Below are 22,405 nucleotides of genomic sequence, written 5' to 3' on the forward strand. Positions count from 1 at the left end.
CGCAGTGAAGCCCAACATCTGTCGAGCCATGGCGCCGTTGGGCTTCGCAAGCTCAGCGCCAACCTACGGCGCCTTCCTTCAGCGGTTAAACTGGCGGCAGATCAGCCTGATAACGAGACCTCGCCATGTACGAATGGATCAACGCGCTGCCCAAGGCGGAACTGCACCTGCATCTGGAAGGCACGCTGGAGCCGGAGCTGTTGTTCGCCCTCGCCGAGCGCAACGGCGTCGCGCTGCCCTGGGCCGACGTCGAGACCCTGCGCAAGGCCTATGCCTTCAACAACCTGCAGGAATTTCTCGACCTCTACTACGCCGGCGCGAACGTGCTGCGCAGCGAGCAGGACTTCTACGACCTGACCTGGGCCTACCTGCAGAAATGCAAGGCGCAGGGCGTGGTGCACGTCGAGCCGTTCTTCGACCCGCAGACCCACACCGACCGCGGCATCCCCTTCGAAGTGGTGATCAACGGCATCCAGGCGGCGCTGCGGGACGGCGAGAAGCAACTGGGCATCAGCCACGGGCTGATCCTCAGCTTCCTGCGCCATCTGTCCGAGGAAGAGGCGTTCAGGACCCTGGAGCAAGCCATGCCGTTCCGCGACGCCTTCATCGCCGTCGGCCTCGACAGCTCCGAAGTCGGCCACCCGCCGCGCAAGTTCCAGCGCGTGTTCGACAAGGCGCGGGCGGAGGGCTTCCGCGCCGTCGCCCATGCCGGCGAGGAAGGCCCGCCGGAGTACATCTGGGAAGCACTGGACCTGCTCAAGGTCGAACGCATCGACCACGGCGTGCGCGCCGCCGAGGACCCGGAGCTGATGCGGCGCATCATCGACGAACAGATCCCGCTGACCGTCTGCCCGCTGTCCAACATCAAGCTCTGCGTGTTCGGGCATATGCGCGAGCACAACATCCTCGACATGCTCGAACAGGGCGTGAAGGTGACGGTGAACTCGGACGATCCGGCCTACTTCGGCGGCTACGTGGCGGAGAACTTCCAGGCGCTGCACGACCACCTCGGCATGACCGAGGCCCAGGCGCGGAAGCTGGCGCAGAACAGCATGGATGCGCGGATGGTGTAGGGCGGGTGCAACCCGCTGGGATCGTGGTGGTTGCGATACCCATCGTCCGAAACCGCATGGGTATCGCTTCGCTCAACCCATCCCGCCCTGCACAGCGTGAAGCGGAGCATCGTGGCTCCCCAGCCCGTCCCTGCGCGACTAACGACGAAGGGTAGGCGCGCCGGGGCGGTGCTAGTATCCGGCTTTGTGTCCCCCTGTCGGAGAATATGATGGTCGCCATACAAGAAGCATGGAAAGCTGGCCTGCTCGGCCGCCAGCACTGGCTGCGCAATCTGGTATCGGGGGCGATCGTCGGCGTCGTCGCGTTGCCGCTGGCCATGGCCTTCGCCATCGCCATCGGCTCCGGGGTGAAGCCGGAGCAGGGCATCTACACCGCGATCATCGCCGGCCTGGCGGTATCCCTGCTGGGCGGCAGCCGGGTGCAGATCGCCGGGCCGACCGGGGCGTTCATCGTGATTCTCGCGGGGGTAACGGCCAAGCACGGCATCGACGGGCTGCAGATCGCCACCATCATGGCCGGCATCATCCTGCTGGCGCTCGGCGTGACGCGCCTCGGCGCGATCATCAAGTTCATCCCCGCGCCGGTCATCGTCGGCTTCACCGCCGGCATCGGGGTGATCATCTGGGTCGGCCAGTGGAAGGACTTCTTCGGCCTGCCCGCGGTTGGTGGCGAGCATTTCCACCAGAAGCTCTGGCAGCTGCTGCAGGCGCTGCCGCAGCTGCATTTCATGACCACCGTGCTGGCCCTGCTGGCGCTCGCGCTGGTGATCTTCACGTCGCGCATTCCGCACTTGAGCAAGGTGCCCGGACCGCTGGTGGCGATGGTCGCGGTGACCGTCATCCAGTCGCTGTTCCATTTCGACGGCGTGGCCACCATCGGCAGCGCCTTCGGCGGCATCCCGCTGGGCCTGCCGAGCCTGAGCCTGCCCGAAGTGACGCTGTCGCGCGTGCTGGAGCTGATCGGCCCGGCCTTCGCCATCGCCATGCTCGGCGCCATCGAGTCGCTGCTGTCGGCGGTGGTCGCCGACGGCATGGCCGGCACCCGCCACGACTCCAACCAGGAACTGGTCGGCCAGGGCATCGCCAACATCGCCGCGCCGCTGTTCGGCGGCTTCGCCGCGACCGGCGCCATCGCCCGCACCGCGACCAATATCCGCAACGGCGGCAACAGCCCGCTGGCCGGGGTGATCCACGCGCTGACCCTGACCCTGATCGTGCTGATGCTCGCCCCGCTGGCGTCGAACATCCCGCTCTGCGCGCTGGCGGCGATCCTCTTCGTGGTCGCCTGGAACATGAGCGAGGTGAAGCACTTCGCCCGCATGCTCCGGCGCGCCCCGCGGGCGGACGTGGCGATCCTGCTGATCACCTTCCTGCTCACCGTGTTCAGCGACCTGGTGATCGCGGTGAACATCGGGGTGATCCTGGCGATGCTGCATTTCATGCGGCGCATGGCGTCCTCGGTGGGCGTGCATGAAGTCGCCGAACAGGAAATGGAAGTGGAACTGCGCGGACGCGGCATCGAGAAACTGCCGCCCGGCGTGCTGGTGTACACCATCGAGGGGCCGCTGTTCTTCGGCGCGGCGGAAACCTTCGAGCGGGCGCTGGCGCAGACCCATACCGACCCGCGCGAGCTGATCATCCGCCTGCACCGCGTGCCGTTCATGGACATCACCGGCCTGGAAACCCTGCGCGAGGTGATCCAGCAGCTCAAGCTGCGCGGCATCGTTGTGCGCCTGTGCGAGGCCAACCCCCGGGTGCATGGCAAGCTGCGCAAGGTCGGCGTGCTCGACGAGATCGGCGAGGCGCATTACCACGCCGACTTCCATGCCGCGCTGGCGGCGGGGGCGGAGCCAGCGATGGCGACGGCGTAGTGGTAGGGCGGGTGCAACCCGCCACCGTTGAATTGGCGGGTTGCACCCGCCCTACGGTCTTACACTCGTCCGGTCACCGGAATCAGCGCCCCGGTCACCGCGCTGGCGTCGGTGGAGAGCAGGAACAGGATCACCGCCGCCAGCTTCTCCGGCGTAACCCAGCGGCTGTAGTCGGTGTTGGGCATGTCGGCGCGGTTCTGCGGGGTGTCGATGATGCTCGGCAGCACCGCGTTGACCGTGATGCCGCGATCCTTCAACTCTTCCGCCAGGCTTTCGGTCAGCCGCGCCACGCCGGCCTTGGAGGCGGCGTAGGCGCCCATGCCCTTGCCGGCTTTCTGCGCTCCGCTGGCGCCGACGTTGACGATGCGCCCGGCCGGCGCCTTCAGCAGCAGCGGCAGGGCGGCCTTCGAGGCGCTGGCGGCGGTGCGCAGGTTGACGTTGTAGAGGAAGTCCCAGCTGGCCAGGTCGCCGTCTTCCAGGGTTTCCCAGCGGAAGCCGCCGGCGACGTTGACCAGCGCGTCCAGCCGGCCGCATTCGGCCCTGATGCGCGCCATGGCGGCCTGGGCGTCCTCGAAGGAAGCCAGGTCGACGCCGGTGATCTCCAGCGCGTGGCTCAGCGCCGGCGGCAGTTCCGCGCCCGCCGAGCGGCCGATCATCACCACCTTCGCGCCACGCTCCGCCGCAGCCTGCGCCACCGCCAGGCCGAGATTGCCGAAGGCGCCGGTGACGGCGATGACCTGCCCCTTGAGGTTCTTTTCCATCCATTGCTCCTTGTGGATTCAGTTATGCCGAAAGCGCCGCGGCGACACCCCGGTCCAGCGCTGGAAGGCATGGGAGAAGGCGCTGACGTCGGCATAGCCGAGGCGCCAGGCGATCTCGCTGATCGATAGCTTCGGATTACCCAGCATGCGCTTGGCCGCCTGCGCGCGCACCTGGTTCTGCAGGCCCTGGAAGCTCAGGCCGTAGGGGCCGAGGCGGCGCTGCAGGGTGCGCGCGGACATGCCCATCCGCATGGCGACTTCCTTCAGGCTGGCGGGCCGGTCTTCGCCCATCTGGCTCAGCAGGCGGTCGAGGAAACCCTCGCCGGCGCTGCCGGCCAGCAATTGTTCGCACTGGCGTGTGTAGATCTCGTGCATCAGCGGGTCGCCGTTGGGCAGGACCAGCTCCTCGGTGCCTGCCGGCCAGCGCCAGCTGCATTCCTCGGCGCCGTAGACCAGCGGGATGTTGCCCAGCAATGCCGAGCAGTCGCAGGCTGGCGGGGCGGTCGACAGGCGTATTTCGCTGCAGGGTATGCGCTGGACGCCGAGATCGCGCCAGGTCGCCACCAGTGCGCCGAGATCGCGGAACAGGGTGAACTCGCGCAGGTCCTCCGGCACCTCCGACAGATCGAAGGCGCAGCCGGTCAGGCGGCCGTCCTCTTGCAGCGGGGTGAAGCTGCACAGCGAGTAGTGCAGCTGGTTGAAGCGCGCCGAAGTCTGCAGCAGATGGCGGAAGGTCGGCGCGGTGAGGCGGGCCAGGCCGAAGGTGCCGAAGGCGAGCATCCGGTAGCGCAGGCCGGTTCTTATCCACAGGTCATGGCGACCGTGGGTGAGGCTGGCGAACTGGTGCTGGAAGGCGAACTCCTCTTCGCCGGTGATGCAGGCGTCCGCCGCATCGAGCACCGAGTGGGGGATGCCGGCGGCGCGGAATGCCGCGTGCACGTCCAGACGCTCCTCCAGCAACACGTTGGCCATGTTGCGGATGCTGAAGTTCGACAGACGGATGCTGTGCAGGGTGTTCAGACGCATGGCTCGTGGGACTTTTCTTATTGTCGGACGTACAGAACCTAGCAACCAATCGATGCCCCCACCACCACACGAGTCGGGGGGCGCCCCCACCCCGTCGGCTTCCACCCCACCCCACGCGTGAGGGGTAACGCCGCTTCGCCTGGGCAATCATGATTCGCAGCAGGGTGGCCGGCAGGCCCCGTATTCCCAGAACAATTAAAAGAGGACGGCAGCATGAAGACCCGTATTACCGAACTGTTCGGCATCGAGCATCCCATCGTCAGTTCGGGCATGAGCAAGGTGGCGATCCCGGAGCTGGTGATCGCGGTCTGCGAGGCCGGCGGCCTGGGCATCCTCGCCAGCGCATCGCTGACGCCCGACGAGGCGCGCGCCTCGATCCGGCGCATCCGCGAGAAGACCTCGCGGCCGTTCGGCATCAACATCACCATGAAGACCCCGTTCGCCGCCGACATGTGCCGCATGGTGCTGGAGGAGAAGGTGCCGGTGGTGAACATGTCGCTGGGCCGCGACGCGAGATTCTTCGCCGCCGTGCATGCCTACGGCGGCAAGGTGGTCAATACCGTGACCACCGAGAAGCACGCCAAGGCGGGCCAGGCGGCCGGCGCCGACGCGCTGATCGTCACCGGCCACGAGGCGGCGGCCCACGGCGGCGCGGTGACTTCGCTGACCCTGATCCCGTTCCTGCGCGATGCGGTCGACCTGCCGATCATCGCCGCCGGCGGTTTCGCCGACGGTCGCGGCCTGGTGGCGGCGCTGGCGCTCGGCGCCGATGCCATCGCCATGGGCACGCGCTTCGCCACTTCGCTGGAAAGCCCGCTGCACCAGAACATCAAGCATGCCGCGGTGGGCAACAGCGTCGCTGACACCCTCTACAGCGTGAACTTCGACGGCCTGCCGTGCCGGGTGATGGACGGCCCCGAGGCGCGCCGCCAGTTCAAGCGGCCGATGACGCTGGTCAAGGCCTGCATGAAGGCACTGATCGTCTCGCGCTGGATGAAGGTTCCGCTGAGCAAGGTGCTGCGCATGATCTGGGAAGAGCCGGGCGAGTTCCGTATGCGCGCGCACTGGGGCGCATTCGGTATCCAGGCCCGTCGCGGCATCGAGCAGGGCGACCTGGAGCACGGCATCTCGCCGATCGGCCAGTCCCAGGGGCTGGTGCAGGAGGTGCTGCCGGCCGCGCAGATCATCCGCAACGTGGTGCAGCAGGCCGAAGAGGTACGCGCCCGGGTGAATGCCAGCATGACGGCGGGGCAGGGCGAGACGGTGGTGTTGCGGCCGGTATCGCATAGCGCGTGACGGTCTGTCTTGCATCCTGCGTAACTACGTGGCTGGGCCATAACCCGCGTAGGTTGGTGCTGAACGCAGTGAAGCCCAACGATGGCGATGTTGGGCTTCGCGTTGCTCAGCGCCAACCTACGGTGGGCATTGCAGCTCGTAGGAGCTGACTGCATTCCGGCCAAAAATGCTTCGCATTCGGCCAGCGCGGGACGCTTGGCGTTTTCCGCCGGCGGGCAGTCGTACATAGTGGGGCGACGCCCCTGCAGTACGCCGCCCGATGAAACCGACCGCCCCGCTCATCTCGACCAAATTCGCGCCGCCGCGCATCGGCGGCCATGCCGTGCTGCGTGAGCAGTTGCTGGCGCGCCTGCAGCAGGGCCGGCAGAGCCGTCTGCTGCTGGTGACCGGCGCTGCCGGTTTCGGCAAGAGCACCCTGCTGGCGCAGTGGCGGCAATCCCTGGTGCGCGACGGCGCTTCGGTGGCCTGGTTGTCGCTGTCGACCGACGACGGCGCGCCGGACAGCTTCTGCGCCAGCCTGATCGGCGCCCTGCAGCAGGCGGAAGTGCCGCTGGAGGACGAGCTGCCCTGGCTGGGCATGTCGGAGGCGACCGAGCATCTGCAGGCCATCGCCTCCGTACTGATCAACGCCATCGCCCGGGTGAATGCCGAGCTGTATCTGATGCTCGACGATTTCCACCATGCCGCCGATCCCGCCATCGCCCGTCTGATGCAGGCACTGGTGGATGGCGCGCCGCACAATCTGCACATCGTGATCGCCTCGCGGACGGCCCCGGGGCTGTTGCTCGGGCGGCTGCGGGCGATGGGCGAGCTCTGCGAAGTGGACTGCGCCGAGCTGTCGTTCGATTTCCGCGAGTCGCTGGCCTTCCTCAAGGCGCACCTGGATGGAGGCATCGACGCCGATACCGCGCACTCCATCCACGAGCTCACCCAGGGCTGGCCGATCGGCGTGCAGCTGGTATCCATCGCGCTGAAGAGCAATCCCGGCAGGCGCCCGAGCATCGGCGCGCTGCTGCCGAACAGCGTCGGCCTGGCCTCCTATCTTGCCGAGGATGTGATGGCCGGGCTGCCGGCGGAACTGATCGACTTCCTGCAGAAGATCAGCATCCTGCGCCGCTTCAACGAGCCGCTGGCGGCCTGGGTCAGCGAGGCACCGGAAGCGTCGCGGCTGATCGGGGTCATCGAGGCGCGCAACCTGTTCCTCCTGCCGGTGGATGCCGGCGAGGAGCACCACTGGTTCCGCCTGCACCCGATGTTCGTCGAGTTCCTCGCCCAGCGCCTGCAGGCCGGCGATATCGACGTGCCGCGCCTGCAGCGCCGCGCCGCCGAGTGGTTCGAGCAGGCCGGGATGGTCGAGGACGCGCTGCATCATGCCCTGCTCAGCGAGGACTTCGAACTGGTCGGCCAGTTGCTGGAGCGCCTGCAGCCGACGGACTACAGCGTCAGCCACCTGATCCGCTTCATGCGCTGGGTCGAGCGGGTGCCGCGGCCGCTGCTGGCCGGTCATCCCTCGCTGGTGGCGCTGTGCGCCTGGGGCTGCGTGGTGGCGGCGCTGCCCGACCAGGCGGAAGGCTGGGTGGCCGTGCTCGAAGCGGCAACCGATCCTTCACCCTGGCGCGTGCAGATCGCCCTGATGAGGGCAGTGATCGCCTCCCAGCGCGAGGAACTGCCGGCCAGCCTCGAACTGCTGCCGCCAGCCGACAGTCTGCCGCCGGAAAGGCCCCTGCTGGCGCAGGTGCATGCCTGCGTGGCGATCAACTGCCTGGCCCGTCTGGGCCAGTATGCCGAGGCACGCAGCCTGCTTCATGCGCCGGCCGCCCGCGCGCTGCACTCCAGCAGCAGCGAGATGGCCTTCATCGCCCGGTTCGCCGTCGCCAACGCGGCCCTGCTCGAAGGCAACGTGCTGGAGGCCGAACGCATCGGCGCGCCGATTCTGGCTCAGGCCGAAGCCCTGCATGGTCGCCGCTCCACCAGCGCCTGCCTGGTAGCGGCGACCATGTCCGAAGTGTTCTACGAGCTCGACCGCCTCGACGAGGCCCGCGAAGCCCTGGCCAACCGCCTCGACGTGCTGGACTTCGCCGTACAGGGCTACACCATCTGTGCGGCACTCTGCCATGCGCAGATGCTGCTCCTGCAGGTCTCGGTGCGCGAGGCGCTGGGGCATCTGGAAAAGATGGAGGTGCATTTCCGCAGCCGGGGTTTCCCGCGCGGTGTCGTCCACATGCTGGCCGGGCAACTGCGCATGGCATTGCATTGCGGCGACTGGCGACATGCGGGGAACCTGCAGGCGACCCTCGAAGAACTTGCCGCCAATTTCCGTACCGACAATCCGGTGGACCGGGAGATCGTGGCTCTGGTTGCGCTTTCCCGGGCGCGGCTGGCCCTGTTCATGCAGGACCCGGAAACCAGCCTGCGCGCGCTGGAGGAGGTCGGGCCCTTCGTCGAACGCTATGGCCGGGGCATCTGGCGGGTGCGTCGGGATATCCTCCAGGCCCTGGCGCTGGATGCCCTGGGCGAAGAAGCGCAGGCGCTGCGCTGCCTGCATGCGGCCCTGGCGAGCGGCTATCGCTTCGGTCTGCGGCGCACCTTCCTCGACGAGGGCGAGGCATTGCAGGCGCTGCTGGCCCGTCTCGAACTGCCGGAAGACGCGGTGCTGGAAGCCTACCGGCAGAGCCTGCTGCCGCAGGCCCCGGTCGAGTCGCCCGCCCGCGCCCGCCGTGCCCTGGTGGACGCTGCCGCTTCGCTGACCCCCCGCGAGCAGGACATCCTCGCCCTGCTGGAGCAGCCGATCTCCAACAAGCGCATCGCCCTGGCGCTGAACCTCAGCCTGGACACGGTGAAATGGAACCTGAAGAACATCTACGCCAAGCTCGGCGTGACCAGCCGCTATGAGGCGGTAGTCGCCGCGCGCCGCCGCAGCGAAGGCTGACGCTGGCGCGATCGAACAACTATTTGGCGCCGCCACCACTAGGCGTGGCGCAGGGCGATGGATAGCGTGGTCCTGCGACGCTGTACAACAAGAACAACAGACTCCGGCGGCCCGCCGCACGGAGAGCGAAGAGACCCGCCATGCACATCCTTGCCGAAACCCGTCTGCATCTTGAGGCGGCCGCCAGTCGTCCACGTATCCATCAACTGCCGCTGGAAACCGCGCGCCAGCAGATGGAGCTGATGCCGGCCGTGCTCGACCTGCCACCCGTACCGCTGGCCGCTGTGGATAACCTGACTTTCGACGGCCCCGCCGGAGCCGTGCCCGTGCGCCTGTACCGGCCGGGCACGGACTGCCAGGGACCGCTGGTGATGTTCATGCACGGCGGCGGCTGGGTGATCGGCAGCCTCGATTCCCACGACAGTTTCTGCCGCCACCTGAGCCAGCGCCTCGGCCTGCGCGTGCTGGCGGTGGACTACCGGCGCGCACCGGAACACCCGTTCCCCGCCGCCTACGAAGACTGCCTGGCCTGCCTCGACTGGCTGCTCGGCTCGCCCGCATCGCTGGGTGCGCCGGTGGAGTCGGTGGCGCTGGCCGGCGACAGCGCCGGCGGCAACCTGGCCGCGGCGATCTGCGCGGCGGCGGGCGAGCGGATCAGGGCGCAACTGCTGCTCTATCCGGCGCTGGACGCCAGCCGCCATAGCCAGTCCTACGCCGAGTTCGCCGAAGGCTACCTGCTCGAACGCGCCGACATGGACTACTTCATCGACAGCTACCTGCCACGCCTGGAAGACCGCCGCGACCTGCGCGTGTCGCCGCTGCTGGCGGAAAGCTTCGCCGGCCACGCGCCGACCGTGCTGCTCACCGCCGGGCTGGACGTGCTGCGCGACGAAGGCCGGGTCTATGCGGCGCGGCTGGTCGGCGACGGCGTGGCGGTGAAGTTCCACGAGGCGGCCGGGCTGATCCACGGGCTGGTCTCGGTCCGCAAGGCGCTGCCCTCGGCGGTGCCGATCCTCGACCGCTGCATCGATGATCTGAAGAGCTATCTGGCCTGACGGACCGCTTTTCGTAGGAGCCAGCAAGCTGGTTCCTACAAAAAGCAGCACAAAGCGAATCGCGCCAATGAAACGGAGATCGACAGGATGAACGACTTCGGCAAGGCAACGGCTGTGGACTTCGACGTGGTGGTGGTCGGCGCCGGTTTCGCCGGGCTGTACCTGATCCACCGCCTGCGCAACCTCGGCTTTTCCGTGCGCGCCTACGAGAAGGGCAGCGACGTCGGCGGCACCTGGTACTGGAATCGCTACCCCGGCGCGCGCTGCGACGTGGAGAGCATGGATTACTCCTATTCCTTCTCCGAGGAACTGCAGCAGGAATGGGAGTGGAGCGAGCGCTACGCCGCCCAGCCGGAAATCCTCCGCTACATCCGCCACGTCGCCGAGCGCTTCGACCTGCGCCGCGACATCCGCTTCGACACCCGCGTCGAGGCGGCGGAATACGACCAGCCCAGCGCCACCTGGCGGGTGCGCACCAGTGCCGGCGAACAGGTGCGCTCGCGCTTCTTCGTCATGGCCAGCGGCTGCCTGTCCAGCACCAAGATGCCGGAGATTCCCGGCCTGGAGCGCTTCGCCGGCCCGACGTACCACACCGGCCTGTGGCCCCATGAAGGCGTGGATTTCAGCGGCAAGCGGGTGGCGGTGATCGGCACCGGTTCCTCGGCGATCCAGGCGATTCCCGAGATCGCCCGCCAGGCCGCGCACCTGCATGTGTTCCAGCGCACGCCGAACTTCAGCGTGCCGGCGCACAACCGCCCGCTGACGGCGGAGGAAGTCCGCGAGCGCAAGCGCAGCTACCCGCAGTACCGCGAGCAGGCCCGGCATTCCTACGGCGGCGTGCCGGTCGCCTACAACCAGCAGTCGGCGCTGGAGGTCTCCGCCGAGGAGCGCGAGCGCCGCTACCGCGAGCTGTGGCAGCGCGGCGGGCCGTTCCTGCAGCGCGCCTACGCCGACCTGCTGATCGACAGGGCGGCCAACGACACGGTGGTGGAGTTCGTCCATGCGCGCATCGGCGAGATCGTCCGCGACCCGCGCGTGGCCGCCAGCCTGATGCCGAAGTCGCACCCGCTCGGGACCAAGCGCATCTGCGTGGACACCGACTACTACGCCACCTACAACCGGCCGAACGTCACCCTGGTCGACCTCTCCGACGACCCCATCGTGGCCGTCACGGAACGCGGCGTGCGCACCCTCGGCCAGGACTTCGAGTTCGATGCGCTGGTGTTCGCCACCGGCTACGACGCCATGACCGGGCCGCTGCTGGCGGTGGATATCCGCGGCATCGACGGCCTCGGCCTGCGCGACAAATGGAGCGCCGGGCCGCGCACCTATCTCGGCCTGGCCACGGCCGGTTTCCCCAACCTGTTCATGGTCACCGCGCCGGGCAGCCCGTCGGTGCTGAGCAACATGATCGTCTCCATCGAGCAGCACGTGGAGTGGATCAGCGAGCTGATCGCCTCGGCCCGTGCAGGAGGCATTCGATCCATCGAGGCGCAAGCGGAGGCGGAGGACGGCTGGGTCGAGACGGTCAACCGGATCGCCGCCGGAACCCTGATGGTGCAGGCCAACTCCTGGTACCTGGGCGCCAACGTGCCGGGCAAGCCGCGGGTGTTCATGCCGTTCGCCGGGGGCGTGGATGCCTACCGGGCGATCTGCGACGAGGTGGCGGCGCAGGGGTATCGGGGGTTCGAGCTGGAGCGGGTGGAGATTGGCGAGGTGCGGATGGAGAGGGTGGTCGGGTAGCGATTTTCCCTCACCCTAACCCTCTCCCGAAGGGAGAGGGGACTGTTCGGTGTGAAGTGGAGCACCGTGCCTGAGCGCTGCACGTACTACCCCCTCTCCCACCGGGAGAGGGCTGGGGTGAGGGCAACGGATTCACACCGAACCCTCCCGCCCAGAAGGCAACAACGATCCACGCCAACCGAGGAGGTGGCATGAGCACGCAATTCGATCTGGTGATCCGTGGCGGCGAAGTCGCCGACGGGCTGGGTGGCGAGACCTGTCGCGCCGACGTGGCGATCAGGGACGGGCGCATCGTCGAGGTGGGGCAGGTCGCCGGCCGTGGCGTGGAGGAAATCGACGCGCGCGGCCATCTGGTGACGCCCGGCTTCGTCGATATCCACACTCATTACGATGCCCAGGCCATGTGGGATCGCAGCCTGGCGCCGTCGAGCAATCACGGGGTGACCACCGTGGTGATGGGCAACTGCGGTGTCGGCTTCGCCCCGGTGCGTGCGGGCGACCGCGAGTGCCTGATCGAGCTGATGGAAGGCGTCGAGGACATCCCCGGCGTGGCCCTGCATGAAGGGCTGGACTGGCAGTGGGAAAGCTTCGCCGACTACCTCGCCGCGCTGGAGGCCCGTCCCCGCGATATCGACTGCTGCGCCCAGTTGCCCCACGCCGCGTTGCGCCTCTACGTGATGGGCGAGCGCGCCGTGCGCCTGGAGATGGCCACCGACGAGGACATGGCGCGCATGCGCGAGCTGGCCGCGGAGGCCATGCGCGCCGGCGCCATCGGTTTCTCCACTTCGCGCTCGCTGAACCACAAGTCGGTCAGGGGCGACCCGACGCCGAGCCTGCGCGCCGCCGAGGAAGAGCTGACCGCCATCGCCCTCGGCCTGAAGGACGCCGGGCGTGGCGTGCTGCAGGTGATCACCGACTTCCTCGACGTGGAGGCCGAGTTCGCCCTGCTGCGCCGGCTGGTCGAGGTGTCCGGGCGGCCGCTGTCGTTCTCCCTGGCGCAGCGCCACAGCGCGCCCGATGCCTGGAGGCGCGTGCTGGAGCTGACCGCCGAGGCGGTGCGCGACGGCCTGCCGATGCGGGCACAGATCGCTCCGCGCGGCGTCGGCGTGCTGCTTGGCCTGAAGGGCAGCCTGAATGTGTTCTGCGAGTGTCCGGGCTACAGGGAAATCGCCGATCTGCCGCTGGAGGAGCGGGTGGCGCGGATGCGCGAGCCGCAGCTGCGCGAGCGCCTGCTGGCGGAGGTCGATGGCTCGCGCCATGCGCTGCTGGGGCCGAAGCTGCACGACTACGCCAACCTCTACCGGATCGGCAACCCGCCGAACTACAACCCCGGCCGGGAAGCGGCGGTCGCCGCCATTGCCGCACGGGAAGGGCGCGAGGCGAAGGAGATGGCCTACGACCTGCTGCTGGAGGACGACGGCGGCAATTTCCTCTACATGCCGATGGCCAACTACGCCGCGCGCGACCTGGAGTGCTGCGCCGAGATGATCGCCGACCCCAACACGGTGATCGGCCTCGGCGACGGCGGCGCGCATGTCGGGCTGATCTGCGATTCCAGTTTCCCGACCTTCCTCCTGCAGCACTGGGGCACGCACAGCGGCCGCTTCAGCCTGCCGTGGCTGGTCAAGCGGCAGACCTCGGACACCGCCCGCGCGGTGGGCCTGCTGGATCGCGGGGTGATCGCGCCGGGGATGAAGGCGGATATCAATGTGATCGCGCCGGACCGCCTCGGGCTGGCGGTGCCACACATCCGCCACGACCTGCCGGCCGGCGGCAAGCGCCTGCTGCAGGGTGCCAGCGGCTATGTGGCGACCATCGTGTCCGGCGTGCCGGTGTACCGCGACGGAGAACCCACCGGCCAATACCCCGGCCGGCTGGTACGGCCGTAGGTTGGCGCTGAGCGCAGCGAAGCCCAACATCTGGCGGGGCCGGCACCACTTTCGTTGGGCTTCGTGCCTCAGCCCAACCTACGGTGGATCGGAGGTGTGCGGGGTTGTTTCGCGTAGGTTGGCGCTGAGCTTGCGAAGCCCAACGGTGCCACTGCCGGGCTCATGTTGGGCTTCGCTGCGCTCAGCGCCAACCTACGATTCAGCGCCAACCTGCGTTTAGGCGCTTACTTCTGACTCACCTTGACCGGCTCGACCTTCTCCATGCGGCTGGTGTCCAGCAGCACGTGGCCGAAGGCCATGCCGTACATGATGCGGCCGGTGTGGTCGACCTTGATCGGCGCGTACATGCCGTTGAATACCGGGTCGCTGCCGGAGGCGATTTCCAGCACGGTCTTGCCGGTGTCGAGGTCCATGCCGATGTGGTAGCCCTCGCCCATGCGGCCGGCGTAGAAGCCGTTGATGATCGCCATGCGGCTGCCGCCGCTGATCATCGGCACGATGGAGATGGAGCCGACGTCGGTACGGGTCCACAGGGTCTTCCACTCGTCCTTGGCGTTGTCCCACTTGAACATCGCCACGCCGCGCGGGGTCGGACGGGTCATGCCGTTGAGCATGGTGACGTAGTAGCTGGACTTGTCCAGGACCGGCGTGTCTTCGGCGGGGATGTTGTTGACCACGAAGGCATGGCCGTCATACACCGCGACCGACTGCTCGGACTGCACGGTGGGAATGTCCGCGCCCAGGTCGACTTCACGCTGGTCGGCGATGCGCGGCGACAGGGTGCCGGGCTTCTGCTTCCAGCCGGCCGGGATCTTGTCGCGCCACATGGCCACCATGTGCATCTTCTTCGCGCCGTCGGTGAGCACCACCAGCTTGTCCTCGTCCGGACCGAAGCCCATCAGGGTCGGGGTGGAGCCGGTGCCGTCGGCGATCTTGATGGTGGTGAACAGCGGGCCGCGCTCGTACGGGGCCTTCCAGGCGCCGCTGGCTTCGTCGGCGTGGAGCTTGCCCTGCTTGTCCACCACCAGGCGGTACATATTCTGGTTGGACGCGACGTATACCGCGCCGCCATCGACTTCCGGACCGGTGGCGAAGGAGTTGAAGATCAGCTCGTCGCTGCCTTCCATGCGGTAACTGTCGATCAGCTTCAGGGTGTTGCGGTCGAAGGTGGCGATGGTGCCGCCCATGGTGCTGGCCACCAGGTAGCCGTTCAGGGTCATGCCCAGGCCGAAGGTCACGTCCGCCTGCTTGCCGGTGACGCGCTTGACCTTCTCGGGGTTGAACAGCGAGTCGGGGAGTTTCTCCTCGCGGCTCAGCTTCATGCCGGAGTTGGGGTCCTTCGGATCGTTCTGGTCGATGCGGAACACGCTGCGGCCGTTGACGCCGATGAAGGCGTTGTCGCGGGTCAGCAACGAGTAGATGGAGCCGTTGAGGATCTGGTCGGTGGTGCTGCTCAGCATGCGGTTGGGCTGCTTCTGCATGTATTCCAGCAGGCCCTTCTCATCCTTGGCTTCGAGGAACTTGCGGGTGTCGGCCGCCTGCTGCAGGCGCTGCTCCGGGGTGATGGCCTTGTAGTTGGGCAGGCGCATCGGCAGGTCGACGCGGGCGATCTCGGTGAACTTGAAGTCGTCGAGCTTCACCTTGCGCAGCGAGAAGCCGGACCACAGCCAGTAGATGTCCTGGCCGGCGACCTTGTCGTAGTACTGGATCAGGCTCGCCGACTCGTTCGGCAGGATGCGCCAGGAATCCGGGGTGACCTTGTAGAAACCGCGCGCCACCGGGATGTCGGTGCTGTCGCTGGCCGCGTCGTTCCAGTGCGTCTGGTTGTTGTAGGACTGCGCCAGATAGGGGTTGCTCGGCGCGACGGTGCCAGCGGAGGCCATCAGCGGAGCGGCGAGGCAGGCCGCCAGAAGCGTCCGGCGGGTACGAAGCAGATGTTTCATGGGGTCGGTCTCTTTTATGTGAATTGTCATGAGCCTGATGCCGGGGCTGCGCCCGGGCCTTGGCGGGACTATAGCCGCATGCCCCGCCGGTGCCGCCTACCCGCACCGAGTAGGGGCCACCCGGTGCGGGTAGTAAGTGCGTGGCGACCGCTCTGTTAGCCTCGGAACGATTGAAAATCCCCTGCGCGGGTCAAGACAAGAGAGAGGCACGCTGATGCTGTCAGGTATCAAGATCGTCGAAATTTGCGGGATCGGTCCGGGTCCCTTCTGTTCCATGCATCTGGCCGACCTCGGCGCGGATGTCATCGCCGTCGAGCGCGCCGAATCGATGTCGATCACCGGCGAAGCCAACGCCGCGAAGAACCCGATGAACCGTGGCAAGCGTTCGGTGACCGCCGACCTGAAGACCGCCGAAGGCCGCGAGACCGTGCTGAAACTGATCGAAAGCGCCGACGCGCTGATCGAAGGCATGCGTCCGGGCGTGATGGAGCGCCTGGGCCTCGGCCCGGACGTGCTGCTGGCGCGCAATCCGAAGCTGGTGTTCGGCCGCATGACCGGCTGGGGCCAGTACGGCCCGATGGCCAAGGCCGCCGGCCATGACAACAACTACGCCTCGCTGTCCGGCGCCATGTACTACTGCGGCACCGCGAACGAGGCGCCGTCCGCGCCGATCTCGCTGCTCGGCGACATCGCCGGCGGCGCGCTGTACCTGGCTATCGGCATCCTCTCCGGCATCCTCAACGCCCGCGCCACCGGCAAGGGCACCGTGGTCGACGCCGCCATCGTCGATGGCTCGGCGCACATCATGGGTCTGATGATGAACCTGGCCGCCAAGGGCCTGCTGAAGGAAGAACGCGGCAGGAGCGTCCACGACGGTTCGCACTTCTACGCCACCTACCGCTGCGCCGATGGCCAGTACGTGGCGCTGGGCTCGATGGAGCCGCAGTTCTATGCCCTGCTGCTGGAGCAGCTCGGCCTCAAGGACGACCCGCTGTTCGCCAAGCAGTGGGACCAGCAGCGCTGGCCGGAACAGCGCGCTGCCCTGGCGAAGATCTTCGCCGGCCGCACCCGCGCCGAATGGTGCGACCTGATGGAAGGCACCGACGTGTGCTTCGCTCCGGTGAACAGCCCGCGCGAAGCGTCGAAGCATCCGCACATGGTCGAGCGCGGCGTGTACTTCGAGCGCGACGGCATGCTGCAGGTTTCGCCGGCGCCGCGCTTCGACGGCAAGGTGGTCACCCCCGGCCCGGTCCCGACCCGTGGCGAGCACACCGCCGAGGTGGTCGCCGGCCTGGAAAACGGATCGCCCTGGCGCGCCTGATCCAGCCCGAATGAAAAGCCCGCCACCCGAAAGGGTGGCGGGCTTTTTCGTTCGCGGATGCTGGATACCAACCTTCCGTTACCGCATGGGTATCGCTTCGCTCAACCCATCCTACGGGCCGTCTCGCGAGGCCGCGTAGGTTGGCGCTGAACGCAGTGAAGCCCAACGGTGCAGCGCCCGGCCATCGTTGGGCTTCGTGCCTCAGCCCAACCTACGGTGCCCGGCCCAACCTACCCGCCCTACCGGGCCTACTCGCTGGCGATCAGCTGGCGCCGCTCCAGCGGCCAGATGCGTGCCGCCGGCGGGCCGTCTTCGCGCAGGGCGTAGCAGGAGTCGATCGACCGGGGTCTTTCCATCGGGCCGCTGCCCTTTGGCGTCGGCATCGGGCCGATCGTCGCGCGCTGGATGGAGAACATCGTCTGGTAGGCGGTGGTCGCCATCGGGCCGAGCAGTTCGGTGAGATGGGTGCAGCCCTGCGCGCCGGCGAACAGGCTCTTCACCCGCTGGGTGAAGCCGGGGCCGATCTTCTCGCCGGCCAGCGCGGCATAGGCGGTGTTGATTTCCGGGCAGAACGGCGTCGGCGAAGCGGCGATGCGCGCGGACACCTCGTGGATCACCAGCTGTCTGTCGACGGTCATGCACATGTGCATGTCATGGATGTCGCCGCCGGCTTCCAGGTCGCGGTAGGGCAGGCGGGTATCGTCGGCGCTGATGTCCTGCATGCGCGCCTCGATGTCGTACAGGCCATCCTCGCGCTCATAGCCATCGCAGACGATCCGGCGGGTGTGCAGGAGTTTGCGTCCGGGTTTCTGCTGCGCAGTGCTCATGGGCTATCGCTCTCGTTCGAAGTGGGCAGCCGGACTCCTTCGAAGGAATCCGGCCAGCATCGATGATCGGCAGGCAGGCGCTGGAGGAACACTACCCACGGTGGGTGGCAGGCTACAGCTTGCCGGCGGAGTCCAGGCCCAGGTCGCGCATCCTGGCGATGGCCTCGTCGCGGCCGGAGACGCCGAGCTTGCCGTAGATGTTCTTCAGGTGCCATTTCACCGTTTCCGGCGAGACGCCCAGCGCCCGGGCGATCTTCTTGTTCGGCATGGCGTGGGCGAGCAGGGCGAGCACTTCGCTTTCCCGGTCGCTCAGGTTGCCGATGGCCGCGGCGGGCGCCGTGCCGGTGCCGGCGTCCTGCGCGGCCTGCTCGCTCGCCGCCAGCAGGCGCTGGATGTAGAAGCCGAGGACAGGGTCGGTCCGCTCGTCTTCCAGCAGTCTGGCGAGCATCTTCGGCACCCGGTGGGAAACGCTCAGCAGGCTGCGCAGCAGACCCAGCTGATGGCCCAGGCGCAGCGCCTCGATCATCTGTGCGCGGGCCGCTTCGTCGTTGCCGCGGCCCTGTTCGGCGATCGCCAGCAGCATGCGCAGGCTGGCCACCCGGCGCCAGCGCTTGCTTTCCTCGCAGGTGGCGATCAGCGGCGCGAGTACCTCGGCGGCGGTGGCGAAGTCCTTGCGGTGGATGCGCTCCTCGGCCTGGGCGCGCTGGGCGACCATGCGGATATCGCCGGCGATGCCACGGTTGTCGGAGTAGCCGGCGGCCAGTGTTTCGATGCGCTCCAGCGTAGCCTTCGCCTGTTCGATCTCGCCCTGCTGGAGGAAGAAGCTGTGGCGGACGATGAGGGCGCTGACCAGCAGGCGGTCGAGGCTGTAGGCGCTGGCGTATTCCTCCAGCCGGTCGATCTGCGCGTGGGCCTCCAGGCGGCGGCCGGCCTGCCAGTGCGAGGACGACAGCATGAGCAGCGCCTGCAGCACCGCCTCCGGCAGCGAGGCGCGCTCCAGCACGCCGATCCGCGGTTCCAGCAACTGGCACACCGACTCGCATTCGTTCAGTTCGTAGAGCGCGCTGGCCAGCAGGCCGGCGGCCATGAAGGCGACGGTGCCATAGGCCGGGCCCTGCTGTTCCGCCTCCTGCAGCACCTCGCGGAAGATGTGTTCGGCCTGGGTGATGCGCCCTTCGAGGATCAGGCTCATGCCGGCCATGCAGCGCCCGACCAGGCTGCGTCGCGGCGAGCCGCCGGGCCGCTCGCCGGCATCGAGGATGGCGCGGGCGTGCTCGTACTCGCCCTGGTACATGTACAGCCAGGCGAGAGCGTTGCTGCGCCCGGTCTGGGCGAAGTCGTCGGCATCCTCGGGGATATCGAGCAGTTCCGGGAGCAGCGCCTGCGCCGCGTCGGTATCGTCGCGCTGCAGGGCGGTGCCAGCGTGCAGCAGGGTCAGGGCGTAGCGCTGGTTGGGTTCCAGGCCCTCACGCATGCCGTCGAGGCGCGCCACGGCCTGCTCCAGCGCCGCGTAGTCGCGGGCGAACATGTGGCGATGCGCGGTCACCAGCAGCAGGCCGAAGCGCTCCTGCATCTGCTCTTCCGGAATGCGCCGCAGCAGGCTGGCCAACTGGCTCAGGTCGCCGCGGGCGAGAAGGTCGTAGGCCCAGGCTTCGACGATGTCCGCCGCCGCCTGGGTATCGCCGGCCTGGATGGCATGGCGGACCGCCTCGTCGAGGTAGCCGCGTTCACTGAACCAGCTGCGTGCGGTCGCATGCAGCGCCTGCTGGTCGATTTCCGGATGCTCCGCCAGCTGGCCGCGCAGCACCTCGCGCAGCAGCGGGTGCATGCGGTACCAGGACTCGCGGTCATGGCTTTCGACCTTGGTGATGAACAGGTTGCTGCCGTCCAGCCGGGCCAGGCGGTTGAGCATCTTCGGCAGGGCGTGCGGCTGGCCGAACAGGGCGGCGCACAACGAGGCGCAGAAGCGGTTGCAGATGGACGTGCGCAGCAGCAGGGCGAGGTCGTCCGGCGCCAGGTTGGCCAGCACTTCCTGCTCGAAGTAGCTGGCGAAGGCGCCGGCATCGCGCACCTGTACGTGCGGATAGCTGCCGTTCGGCCTGGCCTTCAGGTCGACGGCGAACAGCTGCAGGCCGGCGGCCCAGCCGTCGGTCAGTTCGTGCAGGACTTCGGCGTCGCGCTTGTCGATCTTGCCCAGGTATTCGCGGAGGAAGCGCTCCGACTCCTCGGCGCTGAAGCGCAGGTCGCGCAGGTCGAATTCGCTCAGCAGGCCCTGGGCGCGCAGGCGGGTCAGCGCATGGGGCATGGGCACTGCGGTGCGCGAACCGAGCACCAGGTGGAAATGCGCCGGCGCGTATTCGAGCAGCCATTGCAGTATCTGGAAGATGCGCGGGTCGCTCAGGAGGTGCAGGTCGTCGAGGATCAGCACGAGTTCCTGCTTGTGCTGGGCGATGCCCTGCACCAGGGTGATCACCCAGTGCTCCATGGCCAGGTCGTCGTTTTCCCGTCCCACGAGAATCGCGGCCTCGCGGACCATGGCCGGGTCCACCTCGGCCAGGCTCGCCAGCAGGCAGCTGGAGAAGCGCGCCAGGTCGTTGTCCTCGCCGGCCAGGGAGAGCCAGGCGACATCGAAGTTCAGCGACAGCAGCTCGCGGCGCCAGGCCAGCAGCGTGCTGGTCTTGCCGCAGCCGGCCGGCCCCTGGATCACCACGCAGCGCTGCCGTCGCGCTTCGAGCAGGCGGGAGATCAGCGCCTCGCGCGGCATCAGGTGGCGCGCCCCGCGGGGCGGCAGGACTTTGGTGCTGGCGACGACCTGCAGTTCGCGGTCGCTGGACGAATATCGGGAGCTAGGCATGGCGAGTCGCTATGAATGGCCGAAGCCGGTTTTTCTTGTATGGATTGCCCGAGGATACCTATTTTTTCGCCGCCGGTTTGCAATCAAATGTACTAGGGGCTGTTGACGTTTCGTTCCGAACCGCGTTGCCGCGACAAATCGCGCCAGGCTAGGCGCGGGGCGCAGGGAATGGTGCTCCCTTGCCAAGTCCCGCAACGACGCATGGCGCGATTTGCCGCGCAACCCGAAGGGACGGGCCTGTTTTTGCGCGGTGCCGCGTTACTCGTCGTTCATTTGGAATAACCAAACCACTCTCCTCGCGCCTTGCCCCGCGCAAAAACAGGCTCCGTCGCGGCCGGAACGAAACGTCAACAGCCCCTAGTGGCCGATACGAACGGCGTATCGGGCAAGATACAGAAAGTATTGTCGCCCGCTGCTCCGGCTTCCATAGCATGGCTGCAGTCACCCCACGGAAGCCAGTCCATGCCCGCGCCCATCCAGTTCACCCCGGCACACCGTTCCTGTTCGCCCTTCGCGGGGATCGCGGCATGAGCGGGCCATTGGCGGGCGTCCGCATCATCGACATCACCAGCGTGCTGATGGGGCCGTACGCGACGCAACTGCTCGGCGACCTCGGCGCGGACGTGATCAAGATCGAAGCCCCGGCCGGCGACAACGTGCGCGATATCGGCCCACGGCGCGGCCCGGGGATGGCCGGGGTGTTCATGCAGGCCAACCGCAACAAGCGCAGCATCGTCCTCGACCTGAAGGCGCCCGACGGCCGCGAGGCCCTGCTGCGCCTGGCGGCGGATGCCGACGTGCTGATCTACAACGTGCGCCCGCAGGCGATGGCGCGGCTGGGGCTGGACTACGCGGCGGTGGCGGCGGTCAACCCGCGGATCATCTACGTCGGCGTCTATGGCTACGGACAGGGCGGCCCCTACGCGGCCAAGCCGGCCTACGACGACCTGATCCAGGGTGCCGTGGCGCTGCCGACCCTGGCCATGCAGGCCGGCTCCGACGTGCCGCGCTACGTGCCGCTGGCGATGGCCGACCGCGTCGTCGGCATGAGCGCGGTGAACGCGGTGACTGCCGCGCTGTTCCACCGCGAGCGCAGCGGCGAGGGGCAGTGCATCGACATCCCGATGTTCGAGACCATGGCCGCCTTCGTCCTCGGCGACCACATGGGCGGCCTGACCTTCGACCCGCCGGCCGGCCCGGCCGGCTACGCGCGCCTGCTCAACGAGCACCGCAAGCCGTACGTCACCAGGGACGGCCACCTGTGCGTGATGATCTACAACGACAAGCAGTGGCGGGCGTTCTTCGAACTGATCGGCAGCCCGGAGCTGATGGACAGCGACCCGCGCTTCAGCACCATCGGCAAGCGCACCGAGCACATCCACGAGCTGTACCGGATGGTCGCCGAGATCATGCTCACCCGCACCAGCGCCGAATGGATCGATGCGCTGGAAAGCGCCGATATCCCGGTGATGCCGATGCACACCATCGAGTCGCTGATGGACGACCCGCACCTGCAGGCGGTGGGCTTCTTCGAAGAACTCGAACATCCCAGCGAAGGACGCATCCGCTCGCTCGGCGTGCCGGCGACCTGGTCGAAGACCCAGCCCTCACTGACCCGCCACGCGCCGCGCCTGGGCCAGCACAGCGCGGAGGTGCTGCGCGAGGCGGGGTACGGCGAGGAGGAGATCGCGGCGATGGTGGCGCGGGGCGTTACGCGGCTGGAACCGTAGGGCGGGTGCAACCCGCCAACCTTTGTCCCGGCGCGTTCATGGGTTACGTAACTACGTGGCTGGGCCAGAAGCCGCGTAGGTTGGTGC

At 67.8% G+C, this 22,405-nt stretch carries 13 protein-coding genes and 1 pseudogene; 9 read left to right on the plus strand and 5 right to left on the minus strand.

Annotated elements, in window-relative coordinates; translation table 11 throughout:
* Nucleotides 1–125: 125 nt before the first annotated feature.
* Together JFY56_RS19345 and JFY56_RS19350 are read left to right on the plus strand one after the other, a co-directional pair.
* A complete protein-coding gene (locus JFY56_RS19345) occupies nt 126–1,073 on the plus strand; it encodes an adenosine deaminase (protein WP_208315681.1) in 948 nt (315 codons plus the stop codon).
* A gap of 209 nt (nt 1,074–1,282) precedes the next feature.
* The gene (locus tag JFY56_RS19350) at nt 1,283–2,944 is read left to right on the plus strand and encodes a SulP family inorganic anion transporter (RefSeq protein WP_208315682.1); all 1,662 of its coding nucleotides are present in this window, start codon (nt 1,283–1,285) and stop codon (nt 2,942–2,944) included.
* Nucleotides 2,945–3,003: 59 nt separating this feature from the next.
* Here JFY56_RS19350 and JFY56_RS19355 read toward each other — a convergent pair whose 3' ends face one another.
* Complete coding sequence (locus JFY56_RS19355) at nt 3,004–3,705, minus strand: SDR family NAD(P)-dependent oxidoreductase (protein WP_208315683.1); 702 nt, start codon at nt 3,703–3,705, stop codon at nt 3,004–3,006.
* 18 nt (nt 3,706–3,723) lie between these two features.
* Nucleotides 3,724–4,731: a helix-turn-helix transcriptional regulator gene (locus JFY56_RS19360; protein WP_208315684.1), complete on the minus strand. Its 1,008-nt coding sequence runs from the start codon at nt 4,729–4,731 to the stop codon at nt 3,724–3,726.
* Between the two features lie 207 nt (nt 4,732–4,938).
* On the opposite strand from JFY56_RS19360, the pseudogene JFY56_RS19365 reads away from it, so the two are divergent.
* The 5 genes and pseudogenes from JFY56_RS19365 to JFY56_RS19385 all read left to right on the plus strand — a co-directional run.
* A pseudogene (locus JFY56_RS19365) lies at nt 4,939–6,027 on the plus strand (NAD(P)H-dependent flavin oxidoreductase); the annotation flags it as partial.
* 259 nt (nt 6,028–6,286) lie between these two features.
* On the plus strand, nt 6,287–8,956 hold the full coding sequence (locus JFY56_RS19370; protein ID WP_208315686.1) for a LuxR C-terminal-related transcriptional regulator: 2,670 nt from the start codon (nt 6,287–6,289) through the stop codon (nt 8,954–8,956).
* A gap of 140 nt (nt 8,957–9,096) precedes the next feature.
* Nucleotides 9,097–10,011: an alpha/beta hydrolase gene (locus JFY56_RS19375; RefSeq protein ID WP_208315687.1), complete on the plus strand. Its 915-nt coding sequence runs from the start codon at nt 9,097–9,099 to the stop codon at nt 10,009–10,011.
* Between the two features lie 87 nt (nt 10,012–10,098).
* On the plus strand, nt 10,099–11,754 hold the full coding sequence (locus tag JFY56_RS19380; RefSeq protein WP_208315688.1) for a flavin-containing monooxygenase: 1,656 nt from the start codon (nt 10,099–10,101) through the stop codon (nt 11,752–11,754).
* A gap of 191 nt (nt 11,755–11,945) precedes the next feature.
* Nucleotides 11,946–13,643, plus strand: coding sequence for an N-acyl-D-amino-acid deacylase family protein (locus tag JFY56_RS19385; protein ID WP_208315689.1), 1,698 nt, complete (start codon nt 11,946–11,948; stop codon nt 13,641–13,643).
* Between the two features lie 224 nt (nt 13,644–13,867).
* Here JFY56_RS19385 and JFY56_RS19390 read toward each other — a convergent pair whose 3' ends face one another.
* A complete protein-coding gene (locus JFY56_RS19390) occupies nt 13,868–15,586 on the minus strand; it encodes a hypothetical protein (RefSeq protein WP_208315690.1) in 1,719 nt (572 codons plus the stop codon).
* Nucleotides 15,587–15,800: 214 nt separating this feature from the next.
* Here JFY56_RS19390 and JFY56_RS19395 point away from each other — a divergent pair, with 214 nt between their 5' ends.
* The gene (locus tag JFY56_RS19395) at nt 15,801–16,907 is read left to right on the plus strand and encodes a CaiB/BaiF CoA transferase family protein (protein WP_208315691.1); all 1,107 of its coding nucleotides are present in this window, start codon (nt 15,801–15,803) and stop codon (nt 16,905–16,907) included.
* 248 nt (nt 16,908–17,155) lie between these two features.
* Here JFY56_RS19395 and JFY56_RS19400 read toward each other — a convergent pair whose 3' ends face one another.
* Both JFY56_RS19400 and JFY56_RS19405 read right to left on the minus strand, forming a co-directional pair.
* Complete coding sequence (locus tag JFY56_RS19400) at nt 17,156–17,734, minus strand: DUF2889 domain-containing protein (protein ID WP_208315692.1); 579 nt, start codon at nt 17,732–17,734, stop codon at nt 17,156–17,158.
* 112 nt (nt 17,735–17,846) lie between these two features.
* The gene (locus JFY56_RS19405) at nt 17,847–20,588 is read right to left on the minus strand and encodes a LuxR C-terminal-related transcriptional regulator (RefSeq protein WP_208315693.1); all 2,742 of its coding nucleotides are present in this window, start codon (nt 20,586–20,588) and stop codon (nt 17,847–17,849) included.
* 527 nt (nt 20,589–21,115) lie between these two features.
* Between JFY56_RS19405 and JFY56_RS19410 the strand changes: the two genes are divergently transcribed.
* Entirely contained in the window at nt 21,116–22,318 is a 1,203-nt protein-coding gene (locus JFY56_RS19410; protein ID WP_208315694.1) for a CaiB/BaiF CoA transferase family protein, read from the plus strand.
* The last annotated feature ends 87 nt before the right edge of the window (nt 22,319–22,405 follow it).

Origin of the sequence: Pseudomonas schmalbachii (assembly GCF_017589465.1) — a bacterium.
GTDB classification, from domain to species: Bacteria; Pseudomonadota; Gammaproteobacteria; order Pseudomonadales; family Pseudomonadaceae; genus Pseudomonas; species Pseudomonas schmalbachii.

Coding starts and splice junctions, on each gene's coding strand:
- JFY56_RS19410 (WP_208315694.1), top strand. CDS start 21,116: ATGAGCGGGCCATTGGCGGGCGTCCGCATCATCGACATCACCAGCGTG.
- JFY56_RS19390 (WP_208315690.1), bottom strand. CDS start 15,586: ATGAAACATCTGCTTCGTACCCGCCGGACGCTTCTGGCGGCCTGCCTC.
- JFY56_RS19350 (WP_208315682.1), top strand. CDS start 1,283: ATGGTCGCCATACAAGAAGCATGGAAAGCTGGCCTGCTCGGCCGCCAG.
- JFY56_RS19360 (WP_208315684.1), bottom strand. CDS start 4,731: ATGCGTCTGAACACCCTGCACAGCATCCGTCTGTCGAACTTCAGCATC.
- JFY56_RS19400 (WP_208315692.1), bottom strand. CDS start 17,734: ATGAGCACTGCGCAGCAGAAACCCGGACGCAAACTCCTGCACACCCGC.
- JFY56_RS19355 (WP_208315683.1), bottom strand. CDS start 3,705: ATGGAAAAGAACCTCAAGGGGCAGGTCATCGCCGTCACCGGCGCCTTC.
- JFY56_RS19395 (WP_208315691.1), top strand. CDS start 15,801: ATGCTGTCAGGTATCAAGATCGTCGAAATTTGCGGGATCGGTCCGGGT.
- JFY56_RS19370 (WP_208315686.1), top strand. CDS start 6,287: ATGAAACCGACCGCCCCGCTCATCTCGACCAAATTCGCGCCGCCGCGC.
- JFY56_RS19380 (WP_208315688.1), top strand. CDS start 10,099: ATGAACGACTTCGGCAAGGCAACGGCTGTGGACTTCGACGTGGTGGTG.
- JFY56_RS19345 (WP_208315681.1), top strand. CDS start 126: ATGTACGAATGGATCAACGCGCTGCCCAAGGCGGAACTGCACCTGCAT.
- JFY56_RS19405 (WP_208315693.1), bottom strand. CDS start 20,588: ATGCCTAGCTCCCGATATTCGTCCAGCGACCGCGAACTGCAGGTCGTC.
- JFY56_RS19375 (WP_208315687.1), top strand. CDS start 9,097: ATGCACATCCTTGCCGAAACCCGTCTGCATCTTGAGGCGGCCGCCAGT.
- JFY56_RS19385 (WP_208315689.1), top strand. CDS start 11,946: ATGAGCACGCAATTCGATCTGGTGATCCGTGGCGGCGAAGTCGCCGAC.